Annotated in this window: 14 protein-coding genes, 1 tRNA gene and 2 pseudogenes; 13 read left to right on the forward strand and 4 right to left on the reverse strand. The window is 63.5% G+C overall.

Annotated elements, in window-relative coordinates; genetic code table 11:
• The first annotated feature begins 59 nt into the window (after positions 1–59).
• The gene (gene pyk, locus J7I92_RS17235) at positions 60–1,550 is read left to right on the forward strand and encodes a pyruvate kinase (RefSeq protein WP_214842491.1); all 1,491 of its coding nucleotides are present in this window, start codon (positions 60–62) and stop codon (positions 1,548–1,550) included.
• Positions 1,551–1,664: 114 nt separating this feature from the next.
• Here pyk and J7I92_RS17240 read toward each other — a convergent pair whose 3' ends face one another.
• Complete coding sequence (locus tag J7I92_RS17240) at positions 1,665–2,270, reverse strand: ANTAR domain-containing response regulator (protein WP_137322072.1); 606 nt, start codon at positions 2,268–2,270, stop codon at positions 1,665–1,667.
• 206 nt (positions 2,271–2,476) lie between these two features.
• Between J7I92_RS17240 and J7I92_RS17245 the strand changes: the two genes are divergently transcribed.
• The 8 genes from J7I92_RS17245 (at position 2,477) to J7I92_RS24005 (ending at position 9,975) form a co-directional block, all read left to right on the forward strand.
• Positions 2,477–2,558 (forward strand) — tRNA-Leu (locus tag J7I92_RS17245).
• A gap of 86 nt (positions 2,559–2,644) precedes the next feature.
• Positions 2,645–2,974 (forward strand): hypothetical protein, encoded by a 330-nt coding sequence (locus J7I92_RS23990; RefSeq protein WP_251040067.1) that lies wholly within the window; start codon positions 2,645–2,647, stop codon positions 2,972–2,974.
• Entirely contained in the window at positions 2,925–3,620 is a 696-nt protein-coding gene (locus J7I92_RS23995; RefSeq protein WP_251040069.1) for a tyrosine-type recombinase/integrase, read from the forward strand. Before J7I92_RS23990 ends, J7I92_RS23995 begins: the two co-directional genes overlap by 50 nt.
• A gap of 193 nt (positions 3,621–3,813) precedes the next feature.
• Entirely contained in the window at positions 3,814–4,632 is an 819-nt protein-coding gene (locus tag J7I92_RS17255; RefSeq protein ID WP_214842492.1) for a pyruvate, water dikinase regulatory protein, read from the forward strand.
• Positions 4,633–4,783: 151 nt separating this feature from the next.
• A complete protein-coding gene (ppsA, locus tag J7I92_RS17260; RefSeq protein WP_214842494.1) occupies positions 4,784–7,177 on the forward strand; it encodes a phosphoenolpyruvate synthase in 2,394 nt (797 codons plus the stop codon).
• Between the two features lie 945 nt (positions 7,178–8,122).
• Complete coding sequence (locus J7I92_RS17265; protein WP_214842497.1) at positions 8,123–8,380, forward strand: hypothetical protein; 258 nt, start codon at positions 8,123–8,125, stop codon at positions 8,378–8,380.
• 496 nt (positions 8,381–8,876) lie between these two features.
• Positions 8,877–9,524 carry a glycosyltransferase gene (locus J7I92_RS24000; protein ID WP_251040071.1) on the forward strand — a complete coding sequence of 216 codons (648 nt, stop codon included), beginning with the start codon at positions 8,877–8,879 and terminating at the stop codon, positions 9,522–9,524.
• A complete protein-coding gene (locus J7I92_RS24005) occupies positions 9,511–9,975 on the forward strand; it encodes a glycosyltransferase (protein ID WP_251040072.1) in 465 nt (154 codons plus the stop codon). The genes J7I92_RS24000 and J7I92_RS24005 overlap by 14 nt, the downstream gene beginning before the upstream one ends.
• Positions 9,976–10,126: 151 nt before the next feature.
• Here the strand turns inward: J7I92_RS24005 and J7I92_RS17275 are convergent.
• The 3 genes and pseudogenes from J7I92_RS17275 to J7I92_RS17285 form a co-directional block, all read right to left on the reverse strand.
• A pseudogene (locus J7I92_RS17275) lies at positions 10,127–10,399 on the reverse strand (transposase); the annotation flags it as partial.
• Positions 10,400–10,479: 80 nt separating this feature from the next.
• Positions 10,480–11,025 carry a transposase gene (locus J7I92_RS17280; RefSeq protein WP_251040087.1) on the reverse strand — a complete coding sequence of 182 codons (546 nt, stop codon included), beginning with the start codon at positions 11,023–11,025 and terminating at the stop codon, positions 10,480–10,482.
• Positions 11,025–11,936 (reverse strand): transposase, encoded by a 912-nt coding sequence (locus tag J7I92_RS17285; RefSeq protein ID WP_214842501.1) that lies wholly within the window; start codon positions 11,934–11,936, stop codon positions 11,025–11,027. Before J7I92_RS17285 ends, J7I92_RS17280 begins: the two co-directional genes overlap by 1 nt.
• Positions 11,937–12,245: 309 nt before the next feature.
• On the opposite strand from J7I92_RS17285, the gene J7I92_RS24670 reads away from it, so the two are divergent.
• From J7I92_RS24670 to J7I92_RS17305, 4 genes and pseudogenes are all read left to right on the forward strand, one after another.
• The gene (locus J7I92_RS24670) at positions 12,246–12,419 is read left to right on the forward strand and encodes a DUF4158 domain-containing protein (RefSeq protein ID WP_214842503.1); all 174 of its coding nucleotides are present in this window, start codon (positions 12,246–12,248) and stop codon (positions 12,417–12,419) included.
• On the forward strand, positions 12,416–12,544 hold the full coding sequence (locus J7I92_RS24675; RefSeq protein WP_214842505.1) for a DUF4158 domain-containing protein: 129 nt from the start codon (positions 12,416–12,418) through the stop codon (positions 12,542–12,544). Before J7I92_RS24670 ends, J7I92_RS24675 begins: the two co-directional genes overlap by 4 nt.
• A gap of 584 nt (positions 12,545–13,128) precedes the next feature.
• Entirely contained in the window at positions 13,129–14,886 is a 1,758-nt protein-coding gene (locus J7I92_RS17300; protein WP_214842507.1) for a glycerol-3-phosphate dehydrogenase/oxidase, read from the forward strand.
• A 158-nt stretch (positions 14,887–15,044) separates the two neighbouring features.
• Positions 15,045–15,638 (forward strand): annotated as a pseudogene (locus tag J7I92_RS17305) (MIP/aquaporin family protein); the annotation flags it as partial.
• Positions 15,639–15,661: the final 23 nt, after the last annotated feature.

The following is a 15,661-nucleotide window of genomic DNA, read 5'->3' on the forward strand; positions in this document are numbered from 1 at the left end:
CCACGGAAGTTCACCTGCGGTACAACTCCAAACCAGAAACAGACCAATAGGGTAGGTATATGAGACGCGCTAAGATCGTGGCAACATTCGGACCGGCTATCTCCAGCTTCGAGAACACCCTCGCAGTTGTTGAAGCCGGCGTGGACGTCGCCCGCATGAACATGAGCCACGGCGATTACACCGTGCACGACGGGACCTACGAGAACGTTCGTAGGGCATCGAAGCAACTCGGCAAGCCGGTTGCCATCATGGCTGACCTTCAGGGCCCCAAGATCCGTCTTGGCCGCTTTGTTGACGGCCCGCACCAACTGGCCGTCGGCGACATCTTCACCATCACCACCGAAGACGTCCCCGGCACCAAGGAGATCTGCTCCACCACACTCAAGAGCCTCACCGACGACGTCAACGTCGGCGACGCACTGCTGATCGACGACGGCAAGGTGGCACTCCGCGCACTTGAGGTCGACGACGTCAAGGTGGTTGCTCAGGTGACCGTCGGTGGCTTTGTGTCCAACAACAAGGGCATCAACCTGCCCGGCGTTGCCGTCAACGTTCCCGCTCTGAGCGAAAAGGACGAGGACGATCTGCGCTGGGCCATGCGCCGCGGCGTGGACATGGTTGCCCTGTCCTTCGTCCGCGACGCCACGGACATCAAGCGCGTCCACGAAATCATGGACGAAGAGGGACGCCGCGTTCCGGTGATCGCCAAGATCGAGAAGCCGCAGGCCGTTGACCAGCTGCACGAGATCATCGACGCCTTCGACGCCATCATGGTGGCCCGTGGCGACCTCGGTGTGGAGCTCCCGCTCGAAGAGGTCCCGATCGTCCAGAAGCGCGCCATCGAACTGGCCCGCCGCTGGGCCAAGCCGGTCATCGTCGCCACCCAGGTGCTCGAGTCCATGATCGACAACCCGCGCCCCACCCGTGCAGAGGCTTCGGACTGCGCCAACGCTGTGCTCGACGGCGCCGACGCAGTCATGCTTTCCGGCGAGACCAGCGTGGGCAAGTACCCGATCGAGACAGTCAAGGTCATGGCCCGGATCATCGAGTCCACCGAGGTCCACGGCCTGGAGCGCGTTCCCCCGCTGGGTACCAAGCCCAAGACCCGTGGCGGTGCCATCACCCGTGCCGCCGTCGAAATCGCCGATCAGCTGGATGCAAAGTACATCTGTGCTTTCACCCAGTCCGGTGACTCGGCCCGGCGTCTGTCCCGCCTGCGTCCGGTCAAGCCGGTCTTCGCCTTCACCCCGGTGGAGCAGGTCTGGAACCAGCTTGCACTGACCTGGGGGATCCAGCCGGTCCTGGTTCCGATGGTGGATCACACTGACGAAATGACTGCGCAGGTTGACCGCAGCCTGCTGGAACTGAACCTGGTGGAAGACGGCGACCTTGTGGTTATCGCTGCCGGTTCCCCTCCCGGCAAGGCCGGCTCGACGAACTCGCTGAAGGTGCACAAGGTGGGCGACCTCGCTGACACAACCTTCGTGGGCGAAGCTGCCAGCAACAGGGAAAAGCTGGGACCGTGGCCGGAACGGAAGAAGAAGGCCTAGCCTGACGCCCGGGTGCAGCACTAGCCGCGCCCGGACGCCCGCTTAGACAAAGGGAGGCTCCCCGCTGATTGAACCGTAGTTCAATGAGCGGGGAGCCTCCCTTTTGTTGTGTTGCTAGTTGACCTGGTTGATGATGGTTTCGGCTACCTCACGCATGCTGAGGCGGCGGTCCATCGAGGTCTTCTGGATCCAGCGGAAAGCTTCCGGCTCGGTGAGGCCCATCTTGGTGGTGAGCAGGCTCTTGGCACGCTCCACGAGCTTGCGGGTGGCGAACTGCTCCTGAAGGTCCGACACCTCGCTTTCGAGGGCCTTGATCTCCTCGTGGCGGGAGAGGGCGATCTCAAGGGCCGGGATCAGGTCCGCGGGGGTGAAGGGCTTAACCACGTAGGCCATGGCACCGGCGTCGCGGGCACGCTCCACGAGTTCCTTCTGGCTGAAGGCCGTCAGGAGCACTACGGGGGCGATGCGGGCCTTGACGATCTTTTCGGCTGCCGAGATCCCGTCCATGACCGGCATCTTGACGTCCATCAGGACGAGGTCGGGCTTGAGTTCTTCGGCAAGCTGGACGGCCTTTTCGCCGTTGTCCGCTTCGCCGATGACGTCGTAGCCTTCGCCCCGGAGGATTTCGATGATGTCCAGGCGGATAAGGGTTTCATCCTCGGCGACAATAACGCGGCGGGCCGGCTGGGTGTTGGGGTTTGACTCCGTCTGTTCTGACACGGGAACTCCTTGGAAGGTTCGGCGGGAACTAGTCCATCTTAGTTGTGCCCGCTGTTGTACTTGGAACTGCATGGGTTCTTTGCGGCTTCACTGGCGCGATTCTGGCTTTCAGCCTATCTGCATGTAGAGTAATTCCGCGCACTGAAGGCGATCGCGTTGCTCACACACGGCTGTGAGCCTAAGATTGTTACTTCGGTGTAATCCGCGCCCGAGTGGCGGAATTGGCAGACGCGCCGCACTCAAAATGCGGTATCGAAAGGTGTGTGGGTTCGAGTCCCACCTCGGGCACAGTGTTTTCGCATGTCAGGGCCCATTCGGGCTTCTGACTGTGGACAAAAACCCCAAAAGTGTGGACAGCCGCGTAGCATTTTCCTATGGCCAGCGTTAGAAAGCGCACAAAAAAGGACGGCTCGACCTCCTTTATGGTCTGCTGGCGAGACCCGGCCACCGGCAGAGAACAGGGCATTACCCTGGCCACCGAGGCAGAAGCTGTCACGCTCAAGCGACTCCTTGATGCCAACAAGCAGTCCTTCGAAATCGCCCAGCATGCGATGGTCCAGAACCAGACCAAGGCACCCACTGTGGCGGCAGTCATCCAGGAACACATCGACCTTCTGGTGCGTCCCTCCGTCGGCGGTCCACACGTACCAAACGATGCTGAAGCTGCACATCGCGGACGTCATTGGTCATATCCCCGTGGATAAGCTCGACTACCGGCACCTGACCTACTGGATCAAGACGATGCAGAAGAAGGGCCGGTCTCCGAAGACCATCAAGAACAACCATGGCCTGATCTTCGCGGCCATGGAGACGGCCGTTATGCTGCGCTACCGGAAGGACAATCCCTGCCGGCACGTTCAACTCCCCTCAGATGAAAAAGTAGAGGATGAGGCCCGGTTCCTGACGCATGCCGAGTTTGGGCTGATCCTTGAGGGCATGGGGGAGCGGTACAAGGCTTTCACCGAGTTCCTTGTCATGACCGGAACCCGCTTTGGTGAGGCAACCGCCGTGACCGTGGCGGACGTGGACCTGATGTCCAAGCCTGCAACGATGCGGATCAATAAGGCGTGGAAACGTGGCGCTGATTCCGAGTACTACATCGGAGCGACCAAAACGGGTGCCGGCAAAAGGACGGTCTCCCTGAACCCGCACCTAGTGGAAGTGCTCATCCCTCTGGTGGCCAGCCGCCCCGGATCCGATCTCTTGTTTACGACGCCCAAGGGTGAACGCATCATTCACAAGCTGTACTGGCACCATTACTGGGTTCCGGCGGTCAAGGCGGCGCAAGCCCGTGGGCTGACCAAGTCGCCCCGAATTCACGATCTGCGCCATACCATGCGTCCTGGCTGATCCAGGACGGCGTTTCCTTGTTCACAGTGTCAAGGCGCCTGGGGCACGCCTCCACCCGCACAACGGAAGAGGTGTACGGGCACTTGATGCCACAAGCCCTCCAAGATGCTGCGGACGCCGTTGAGCGTTCCGCGATCGTGTGGCGTGGCTAGCTGCAGTAAAGGCCGAACCACGAGTGGTGGAGAATGCGTTCATGACCAATGACGATCTTCGGCCTGTGTACTTCCTTTCGGACAGCACCGGCATCACGGCGGAGACGCTCGGCAACACCTTGTTGACGCAGTTCCCCGCCAATAACTTCGACCGCATCACGGTCCCCTTCATCACCACCGTCGAACAGGCCAGGACCGTGGTCAGTACCATCGACAAACTGGCCGCCACCGGCCTCCGGCCCATCGTGTTTTCCACCGCAGTCAGTAGCGACATCCGACAGGCCTTGGCCACGTGCCAGGGGATCATCGTGGATCTTATCGGGACGCATGTGGGCCAGTTGGAGCGGGCCCTTGGCTCACCGGCCAGCGGCGAACCCGGCAGGGCCCACGGCCTGGGCAATGCTGAGCGTTATCAATCCCGGATGGCCGCCGTCGAGTACGCCATGGAACACGACGACGGCCAGAGCCTGCGAGCGTTGGAAAAGGCGCAGGTCATCCTCGTGGCACCGTCCCGCTGCGGCAAAACACCCACCACCATGTATCTGGCGCTGCAACACGGAATCTTCGCCGCGAACTTCCCGCTGGTGGACGAGGACTTTGAGCGGGAGGGGCTTCCCAAGCCGCTGAGGCCTTTTGTTGACAAATGTTTCGGCCTCTCCTCCAACCCGCTGCGCCTGAGCCAAATCCGCACCGAACGGCGCCGCGGCTCGCCCTACGCATCGCTGCGGCAGTGCGGCTTCGAGCTGCGAAGCGCCGAGCAGCTATACCTCTCCCACCGGATTCCGTACCTGAATTCAGCCACGGTGTCTGTGGAGGAAATGGCTGCGACGATCCTGCAGCGCATGAACCTCAAACATTAGTGAAAAGTTTCACAATTGTGGTGTGGCACACATCATGTGGAAAGAGCGCCTGAGACCTGTCAGTGTGGACAAGATTCGCGCCCACCAACCGGCTATCGCCGCGAGCGGGGCGGCACATCTGCATGCCATCATCTGCAAAGGAGCAGCAACTATGACGACAGACATCCTGTGGTTTTCAGAACTCGGACTCAAGGACCTGGACCGGGTGGGCGGAAAGAACGCCTCCCTCGGTGAGATGGTGCAGAACCTGACCTCTGCCGGCGTTCAGGTCCCTGACGGTTTCGCCACGACAGCCGACGCTTACCGCACTTTCCTTGCAGACTCCGGCCTGGACCAGAAGATCGCCGACAGGCTGGTCGGTCTGGACACCGATGACGTGACGGCCCTCGCGTCGGCCGGCCAGGAGATTCGCACTCTCATGCGCGAGACGCCCTTCCTGCCGGACTTCGAAAAGCAGATCCGGAACTCCTACCAGCAGTTGGTGGACAAGCACGGGGGCTCCGAAGACCTGTCCTGGGCCGTCCGTTCCAGCGCAACGGCCGAAGACCTGCCCGACGCCTCCTTCGCCGGGCAACAGGAAACCTTCCTGAACGTTCGCGGCATCGAGAATATCCTGCTCGCCATCAAGGATGTGTTCGCGTCCCTCTACAACGACCGCGCCATCGCCTACCGCGTGCACCACAAGTTCGAGCACGCCGAAGTGGCGCTCTCTGCCGGCATCCAGCGGATGGTGCGCTCGGACGTCGGTGCCTCCGGTGTCATGTTCACCATGGACACGGAGTCCGGGTTCCAGGACGCCGTGTTCGTCACGTCCTCCTACGGCCTCGGCGAGGCCGTCGTCCAGGGTGCCGTGAATCCGGACGAGTTTTACGTCTACAAGCCCGCCCTGCAGGCCGGCCGCCCGGCCATCCTCAAGCGTGGGCTGGGCGAGAAGGCCCTCCAGATGACCTACACCAGCAACCGCGAAGTCGGCCACACCATTGACTTCGTTCCGGTTGAGGCCTCGTTGCGGAACCGCTTCAGCCTTACGGATGACGACGTTGAGCAGCTTGCCCGGCACGCCGTCGCCATCGAGAACCACTACGGCCGCCCGATGGACATCGAATGGGGCAAGGACGGGATCGACGGCGGCCTGTACATCCTGCAGGCGCGACCGGAGACCGTGCAGTCCCGCCGGGCCTCTGGCAGCCTGAGTCGTTTCCGCCTCGACGGAACCGGTCGGGTGCTGGTCGAGGGCCGCGCAATCGGGCAGCGCATCGGTGCTGGCAGCGTCCGCATCCTCACCGCGATCGATCAGATGGCCGCATTCAAGACCGGCGACGTCCTCGTCGCCGACATGACCGACCCGGACTGGGAACCGATCATGAAGCGGGCCTCCGCGATCGTCACCAACCGCGGCGGACGCACCTGCCACGCGGCCATCATTGCCCGCGAACTGGGGATTCCCGCCGTCGTCGGCACCGGGGACGCCACGGACGCACTGTCCGATGGCCTCGAGGTGACGGTCTCATGCGCCGACGGTGAAACCGGCGTCATCTACGAAGGGCTCCTGGACTTCAGCGTCGAGGATACCGAGATCACCCAGCTGCCCGAGGTCCCGGTCAAGGTAATGATGAATGTCGGTACCCCGGAGCAGGCGTTCACCTTCGCGCAGCTGCCCAACCACGGAGTGGGCCTGGCCCGGCTGGAATTCATCATCAACCGCCAGATCGGAATCCACCCCAAGGCACTCCTGAACCTGCACGAGCAGCCTGCGGACGTGGCCGCGGAGATCCGGGAACGAATTGCCGCGTACGACAGCCCGCGCGAGTACTACATCAAGCGCCTGGCCGAAGGGGTGGCCACCATCGCGGCTGCCTTCGCGCCGGAACCGGTGATCGTGCGAATGTCCGACTTCAAGTCCAACGAGTACGCCAACCTGATTGGCGGACCCGGTTACGAGCCGCACGAAGAAAACCCGATGATCGGCTTCCGCGGCGCCTCGCGTTACCTGGAGCCGTCCTTCCGGGACTGCTTCGACCTCGAGTGCGAGGCCCTGTCCTTCGTCCGCAACGAGATGGGGCTGACAAACGTCAAGCTGATGATCCCGTTTGTGCGGACCCTGGAAGAGGCCCGCGGCGTCATTGAGCTGCTGGCCGAGAACGGCCTCACCCGTGGCGAGAACGGCCTTGAGGTGATCATGATGTGTGAGATTCCGTCCAACGCGCTGCTCGCCGACGAATTCCTGGACTACTTCGACGGATTCTCCATAGGCTCCAATGACATGACCCAGCTGGCGCTTGGCCTGGACCGGGACTCCGCGATCGTCTCGGGTGGCTTCGATGAACGCGACCCCGCCGTCAAGAAGCTCCTGAGCATGGCCATCAAGGCCTGCAAGGCCCGCGGTAAGTATGTCGGCATCTGCGGCCAGGGGCCCAGCGACCACGAGGACTTCGCCGAATGGCTGGTCGAGGAAGGCATCGATTCCATCTCCTTGAACCCCGATACCGTGGTGGACACATGGCTCCGGCTCGCCGGCGAGGCAGTCGGCGCTGAGGCGAACTAACTCTCCGTGTCGACCCGAGTGCCCGTTGGGGGAAACCCCGGCGGGCACGCCCCTCGAGCGTTCCCGTAGTTTGGAGCGGCTAGCTGGGGCTCTTGGCCCTTACGAGTATTTCTGCCGTGCTTGGGCGCGCGTACCAATCACTCGGACGGACGCTGCGGAGGGTCCGGCTGATCGGACTTCGCGCAGTTGGGCAATCTCCTTCAAGTGGACTGACGTTAAACGGCACCCAGCTCGTGCTGGCCAGCAGGCATACCCCAGTGGCTAGAAGCAAGGCAGTTCGTGCGTGCAAGTTCTGCTGTCAGGATAGGCATCTTATTCCAGAGGAAGGGCGAGAAATGGACGACACTGAACGGGCTTCGCTCGGCTTACGGGCAGTTTCAGCAACAACGGCGGCCATGATCGCTCTGCAGGATCCAAGTACAGGAATGTTCGTCGCTGGTGCAGTGCCCATTCTTGACGAGATGCAATCGCGCTGGTTTCACCGGGAGCGCCAGAAGCTTGGGCGGGCAATTCAGGTTGGGATAGATCAAACGGGTTTGAGCGCGGACGAGTTTTTGAAGGAGTTGACTAAGGACGATCTGCGGCTCGCATTACGGGGGTGCCCCTATGTTCTCCGTCAAGCAACGGCAACGGCGTCGCCGGCTACGAGGGCGTGTTGCTGAACCCATCTGATGTTGGATGCGGTTGGTTCGTGTGATGGGCAATCGTTTTCTTGTAGCTGACGATGTGTGGGCCGTGATCGGACCGCTGTTTCCCGCCTGCAAGGGCAACGGGACCTCCCTGGACAGCCGGAGACTTCCTGGACCGCACGACGCCGGGCGCCGCGGAACCGGCACCCATCCGCCCCTGTCTTTCACCGATCGCCGGGCGTACCCTGAACCCACAGCCCGTAGCGTGCCGGTATAGGGCAGTTGAATGCGGGATCACACATGAGGGGCATCATCGATGGAGATGGACATTCGGGACCACTGGGACCGGCTCAGCGCCGCCACTCGGCAATGGCTCACCGACAACCCCGGGTGCCTGATCCTGCCGCGCACCATGACGGAGAGGATCTGCCAGGAAACCGGCAGAAGCGCCGACTGTGACCAGCACGGACAAGCCACGCTCTCCCGAGGAGACCTTGACCTCATCCGGGCCAAGGGCAATCAAATCCCCGATACCGATTCGGAATACCGGTTCTTTGACGCAACGCAGCCTTGAGCATGCGGTTCGGCCGGGTGCCCGGACTTCGGTGTGTGCCGCATGCCGCGCCTCTACTGGCAGTCGCGCGGCGGTCGCCGCCGCCATCCGCGGAGACCCTTGCTACCGCTGCCCCACCAGCCACCGCCCCGGCCGCCGCGAAGATAACGGTCCGGATCAGCGTGATCGCCGCACCGGTGCCCGCCTCCGGGACGTGCGGGGAACCGCAGGTCGAACACCGCCGGTGACCCCCGGCGATCCGTCGCTGAACCCGGTGACCCCTGCCGCGGGCCGGCCAGGGTCCGGCTGAGGCCTCCTAGCCTCCGCTGTGTCGTTCGTTCCGTTCGTGCACGGTGGCGGCGGCCGCAGGATCCGAGCCGATGGGTTGTGCGGCAGCCTGACCGGCCCTACATTGGGGCATGACCACTTCCCCGGGCCGGCAACTTTTCTCTGAGCTTCAGAACCTGGGCACCGGCATGGGAGGAGCAGCGCGGTGCCGCGCCGAGGGAGGGCCGGGATGCGCATTGGTCTGATCGCTCCGCCCTGGATAACCGTGCCGCCGCCGGCGTATGGCGGCATCGAGGCCGTTGTTGATGTGCTGGCACGGGGGCTCACCGCCGCGGGACACGAGGTCCTTCTGGCAACCGCGGCAGGCAGCACCTGTCCGGTCCCGCAGGTTCCAGGGGCCATGGCGGGGGACCCGGCAAGAATGGGGATGTGCGCTGACGAGCTCCGGCATAGTGTGTTCGCCTATGAGGCGATGGACGGCGTCGATCTGGTCCACGATCACACCCTCGCCGGGCCGCTGTACCGGCACGGGACGGATCAGAGACCCATCATCGCCACGGCCCACGGCCCACGGCCCACGGCCCACGGCCCACGGCCCACTCACCGGAGGGCTGCACGGGGTCTACCAGGCGATAGCCGCCGCCTCCTCACTCATTGCCATTTCCCGCCACCAGGCCCGCTCCGCCCCCGACCTGAGGATCAGCCGGGTCATCCACCACGGCATCGACACCGCTATGGTTCCCATCGGGAGAGGCGACGGGGGCTACGCATGCTTTCTGGGCCGCATGCACCCCGACAAGGGCCTGACCTAGGCCATCGCGGCCGCACGGATGGCCCGGATGCCGCTGAGGATCGCGGCGAAAATGCACAATGGTGAGGAACACGAGTATTTCCGCACGGTCATTACACCTTTCCTCGATCCTGATGTGGAGTTTCTGGGCGAGCTGAACACCGGGGACAAGTACGCACTGTTGGGCGGCGCCGTGGCGCTGCTGAATCCCATTCAGTGGCCCGAGCCTTTTGGCATGGTCATGATCGAGGCCCTGGCCGCCGGCACCCCGGTCATCGCCACTCCCCGGGGCTCTGCCCCGGAAATCATCGATGACGGCGCAACCGGCTTCCTGCGCGCCGGAATCCGCGAACTGGCCGGCTCCCTGAAAGAGGCCGGAACGCTGGCCCGCCGCCGGTGCCGGCACGCGGCCGAAACACGCTTCAGCACCGAAAAGATGGTCTTCAAACACCTTCAACTCTACGAGGAGGCCCTCGCCGGCGGACCCGTTGCGGCCCCACCGACAGCTCCGTTGGATACCAAAGACTCCCCGATCTGAAACAACGAAGCTCCGTCAGTTAATACCTGGACAACAGAAGAACCTCTCCCGTTCAACAGATACGGACAGGCATGGACACCTCACGCTCAACCGCCGCGTGGCCCGCCTCCGGGAGGGACTATCTCATTTACGGTGTATTCGGCGTTTTCATTTAGTAGCTTTCAGCTGCCGGGAATCGGTCGCTGAAATTGATGGCGAAGGCGTTCAAAGCGGGCTTCCAACGCACGGCCCATCGGATCCTGTCGGCACCGGTCGGATCGAGGGAACGGGTGACCAGATAGAGGCACTTTAGCGCAGCCTGCTCGGTCGGGAAATGACCCCGTGCCTTCACGGCGCGCCGGTACCTGGCATTGAGGGATTCGATAGGGTTGGTCGAGCAGATCATGCGCCGGATTTCCACGTCATAGAGCCTGTCGCAGAATGGCGTGTCCCAGCCCGGGCGGTGACGAGGGGCCTGCTGGTCGGCGTCGGCGGATGCCCGAGGGGTCCCCGAGGCCCGGGGCCTCAGCCGGTTGCCGTGTGGATCTTCCGGATGTTGTAAGCGGCGGCCGCGAGATTCAGCTCGCTGCGGGCTGCGTCGAGGCCTCTCCGGGAGAATCTGCTCAGGATCGTCTTGAGGGTTCCGATGCTGGGTTCGACGGTTGCGCCGCGGCGTTTGTATGCGGCTGATCCTTCAGGTGTTCGGAGGCGGTGGGCCATCACTTCCCGCGCGTTTGCCCCGGCTGGCGGCGGCCCGGATGCCGGTGATCGGATTGCCTCGGCATGCTGTTCGTGGCCTTTGCCGAGGGCGATGATCCGGTCGGGGCCCGGTGCCTTCAAATTCTTGTTGCTGCAGTAGCCGGCATCGGCCAGCACAATCCCGATCTGGTGTTCGGGCGAGCCGGTACTTGCATGCAGGCCCGCGGCGGCGGCGGTGGCCGCGGTCATCATGGGAACGAAAGACGGCATGTCGTTGGGCTGCTGGTTCACATTTACCGCGGCGATGACGTGGTCCGCAGTGACTGCGACCTGCGCGTTGTACCCCTGGACGAAACCCCGGCGTGTGGGCATCACCCGCGACTCCGGGTCTGTGGTGTTCGCGATGGCCTTGGGGAGGCTTCTCGTCGGGGCTTGTCCGCCGCGGGCCGCGGCGGCTTCGGCTGCGGCGACGACACGGCGTGCTGGATGATCCGGGAGTGCTCCTCGGTCGGGACGGGCGGGGCGCCCATCGGTTTCTTCCCTGCGGCGATCAACGCGGCCCTGCGATCGAGCTTGGCTTGGTGGTCGCGCAGCTCCCGTTCCAGATGTGCCCTCGCCTCGGCGAGCCGGAGCGGGCCGTCGGGGATCCTTCCCCGGACCGGCAGCCCAGCCTGGGACGCCTCCACCCGGGCCTGAGCTCCGGTCTCCCGGGCCTCGCGATCGGTGTCCAGTCGACGCTGCTGCTGGGTAAGTTCCGCTGCTGCAGGACGGATCCGCTCTGCCCTGGCCGACCTTCCGGCCAGCGCTCCACGGACACGGTCGCCGCCGTCGTCGGCCCCACGGGCGGCCAGCGCATCCTCGGCTGCGTCCACGCGTTGCGCCTCTTCGACGATCTCAGCGGCGATCTCTTTGGCGTGCTGGTCGAACCAGTCCCGGCCTCGGTTCGCATCGATGGACGCGTTGGCGGGAATCTTCGTCCCGTCGATCGCGATCGTCCCGAACCGGGCTAGCCCGGCCCGTGCAGCGATCAGCAGCACCTGCGCGAACAACCCGGCGAACGCTTCCTCGGACACGGCACGGAACCTCGCAATCGTCGCGTGGTCTGGCACATCGCCCGCGCATGCGACCTTGAACGCAATGTCCGTGTGGCATAGCCGCTCGACCTGACGCGAGGACCGCACGCCGCGGCAGTACGCATAGACCAGCAGTCCCAGGAGCATCCGCGGATCGTATCCCGCTGCGCCGACCCCGCCCCGCCTCCGCGATGCTTCGAAAGATGACACATCGAGCGTCTCGACGATCTCAATGACAAGCCAGACGAGATGATCTTCCGGCAGCCAGTCCCGCATATCCGGCGGAAGCAGAAACACCTGATCACGCCGCACAGGACGATAACTCCGAGCCATACCCGATTCTCCCAGGCCCCTCGTCACCGCCCGGGCTGGGACACGCCATTCTGCGACAGGCTCCATAGTCCAGGAACGGGATGAACTCCTCCCACGCGTTCTGGGGGTCGAGGACCATTCCGCGGAAAAGTAGCGCTAAGGATCAAACCCCTCTCAACGATTGCTAGCGTCGATCGTTGAGAGAGCATGGCTGGTGAATATTTAACGGCTGCCGAAGAGGCGGCGTACGGGCGGTATGCTCATGAAGCTCCGGAACAGTCGGTGCTGGAGCGGTTTTTCTTCCTCGATGACTTGCATCGCGAGCTGGTGGCGAAGCGGAGGGGTGACCACAACCGGCTCGGGTCGGACTCCAGCTTGTGACCGTTCGTCATCTGGGTGCTTTCCTGGATGATCCCTTGGATGTTCCAACCGCTGTAGTCGATTTTATTGCGGTGCAGGTAGGCGTGGGCGATCCGTCGTGTGTAAAGCGTCGCAAACAGTCGTAACCATTGCAATGGGCGGACACGGCATTCTTTACACTTCTGACCTGCGGAAACGTTCAGCACCCAAACATGTAAAACGAACGAACGATTTCGCGACATCCCCCGGCATCAGTTGGTCGCAACGCGCGACCGGGCTCTGTCGCTGACGGGTCCTGCGAAAACTCGCACCGCAAGAACCGGCGTCGTCTTTGGGGCGGATCGGTGGTGACAGCGGGTTGCGCGTCGCCAGGTCCGGAGGGTGCCGGGCGACGACGGAAATGACGGGGAGTCCGGCGCCGGGACAACGTGCAGGTCCGTCCGGAACTCCAGCCGGATCAGCCGAGCCCGCCACGAGGGGAGGTTGGCAGGTGCCTGGGCGATGGCTTCAGCTCCCGCAGGCAATACATCCGCGCCGAGCGGAAAAACCCCCCGGTTTCCGGGGTCAACGGCCGTGCCGCGACACCCACCGCGGCCCCGTAGAGGGGTGAACTGTCGGCATCCTCGGGTTTGCACGTTTGTGCAGAACGCTTGAACATATTCCCGCCGTGTTTGAAGAATGAAAAGGAAGGCGCCCCAGAGCGCGACGGAAAAGCTGCGAGGGAGCAACTTTGAGCAAGCATGAATCCACCGGTGACCACAGTCCGGCCTCTTCCCGCACGACGGTTGAGAGTTTGCGTGAACGCCCCCGGGCGAAGGTGCTGATCATCGGCGGGGGCATCAACGGGGTTGGTACTTTCCGGGACCTGGCGCTGCAGGGCGTGGATGTGGCCCTGGTGGAACGCGGGGACTACTGCCAGGGTGCGAGCGGCGCCTCGTCTCATATGATCCACGGCGGGATCCGCTACCTTGAAAACGGCGAATTCCGTCTCGTCAAGGAATCGGTCACCGAACGCAACGGGCTCCTCAGGCTCGCCCCGCACTATGTCAAGCCGCTGAAAACCACCATTCCGATCTTCAGCACGTTCTCCGGCGTGCTGGCCGCCCCGTTGCGGTTCCTGACCCACAAACAGCACGGCACACCCAAGGAGCGGGGGGCCTTCCTGATCAAGATCGGGCTGAGCCTGTATGACTCGTTCTCGCGGGGCGGCGGTGCCGTCCCGCGGCACGAGTTCAAGGGACGCGCCCGGGCACTGGAGGAACTTCCCCGTCTCAATCCGGGCGTGAAATACACGGCCACCTACTTTGACGCGTCCGTGCACAACCCTGAGCGGCTCACCCTGGATGTCCTCCAGGACGGACAGAAGGCCGCCGGCTGCGGCAATGACACAGCCCGCGCCGCCAATTACGTCAGCGTCACCGGCATCGGCGACGAAGGGGTCCAGCTCCGGGACGAACTCACCGGGGAGCTGTTCTCCTTCATGGCCGATGTGATCGTGAACACGACCGGGGCCTGGGTCGACCTGACCAATGAGGCGCTGGGCTCGCCCTCCGTGTTCATGGGAGGGACCAAGGGATCCCATATCGTGCTGGATCACCCCGCACTGTTCGACGCCTGCCAGGGCAGCGAAATCTTCTTCGAACACACGGACGGCAGGATCGTCCTGATTTACCCCATGGGCGACCGTGTCCTGGTCGGCACCACGGACATCCGCGCGGACATGGCCGAGGACGCCGTCTGCACCGACGAGGAGATCACATACTTTTTCGACCTGATCAAACACGTCTTCCCTGACATCAGGATCACCCGGGAGAGCATCGTGTACAGTTTCGCCGGCGTCCGCCCGCTCCCGCGTGACGATGCCGAGCACCCCGGGTTCGTCTCCCGCGATTACCGCATTGAACGCCGCGACCGTGAAATCGCCGGCACCAACGTTCCGGTCCTGAGTCTTGTCGGCGGCAAATGGACCACCTTCCGGGCCCTGTCCGAGCATATGACCAACGATGTCCTGACGATCCTTGGTCACAAACGGAAGATCTCCACCGCCAAGCTTCCCATCGGCGGCGGAACTGACTTCCCGCCCACGGAGACCGACATCCAGGCCTGGATCACACAGCACGTGTCCGATGATCTGGACGCCGCCCGCGTCGAAGGACTTCTGACCCGCTACGGCACCCGTGCAACCGACGTCATCACGTACCTCACCGCCGGCGAGGACCGCGTCCTGCACTCGACGCCCGAGCTGAGCCTGCGCGAAATCGAGTTCATGGTCCGGCACGAGCAGATCGGACACCTAATCGATGTCCTCATCCGGCGCACATCCCTGGCCTTCCGGGGCATGGTCACCGCCGAACTCCTCACCGAGCTGGCCCAGGCCCTGGCGGGACCGCTCGGCTGGGATACGGCCCGGACGGCCCAGGAAATCACGCACGCACAAGACGTGCTGCAGCGTTTCCACGGGGTCCGGGTACAAAGCCAGATTTCCTGACGCACAGCCAGGCCACCATCAAAAGCCGGACTGCAGCTTTGGCGCGGATCCGGACTAGCACAGCGGGCCGGCGGGCGGAATGACGCCTGGCGCGCCCGCCCCCGACCGCCGGTCATCACCCGGGACCGGCCAGAACAGAACAATATGTGGAGTAAAAGATGTCTCTTGGAATTATCTTCCTGTCCGAAATATTCGGCACTGCGATGCTGACGCTGCTCGGCTGCGGTGTCGTCGCCAATGTTGCACTGAAGGGAACGAAGGGAAACAACGGCGGGTTTCTGATGGTCACCTGGGGCTGGGGCATCGCCGTCTTCGCCGGTGTGTTTATCGCAGCAAAATCCGGTGCCCACCTCAACCCGGCCGTCACGCTGGGTCTGATCCTCAACGGCAAGAAGGAATTCGTCCCCGGCATCCCGGTTGATTTCCTGTCGACCGTCACCTATTTCGGCGGAGAACTGACCGGCGCCTTCCTGGGCGCCGTCGTCTGCTGGCTGGCGCACAAGCAGCACTTCGACGCGGAGCCTCTGGCAGCCAGCCAACTGGCGGTGTTCTCCACCGGTCCGGCCATCCGCTCCACCGGCTGGAATCTCGTCACCGAAATCATCGGCACCTTCGTCCTGGTCTTCGTCATCCTGACCTTCGGCGGCACGCCCTCCGGACTCGGACCGTTGGCGGTGGCCCTGCTGGTGGTCGGTGTCGGTGTTTCCCTCGGCGGGCCCACCGGCTACGCCATCAATCCGGCCCGTGACCTAGCGCGTTGAGTCGTAAATAACCT

Source organism: Arthrobacter sp. ISL-72 (genome assembly GCF_018613755.1).
Classification (GTDB): domain Bacteria; phylum Actinomycetota; class Actinomycetes; order Actinomycetales; family Micrococcaceae; genus Arthrobacter.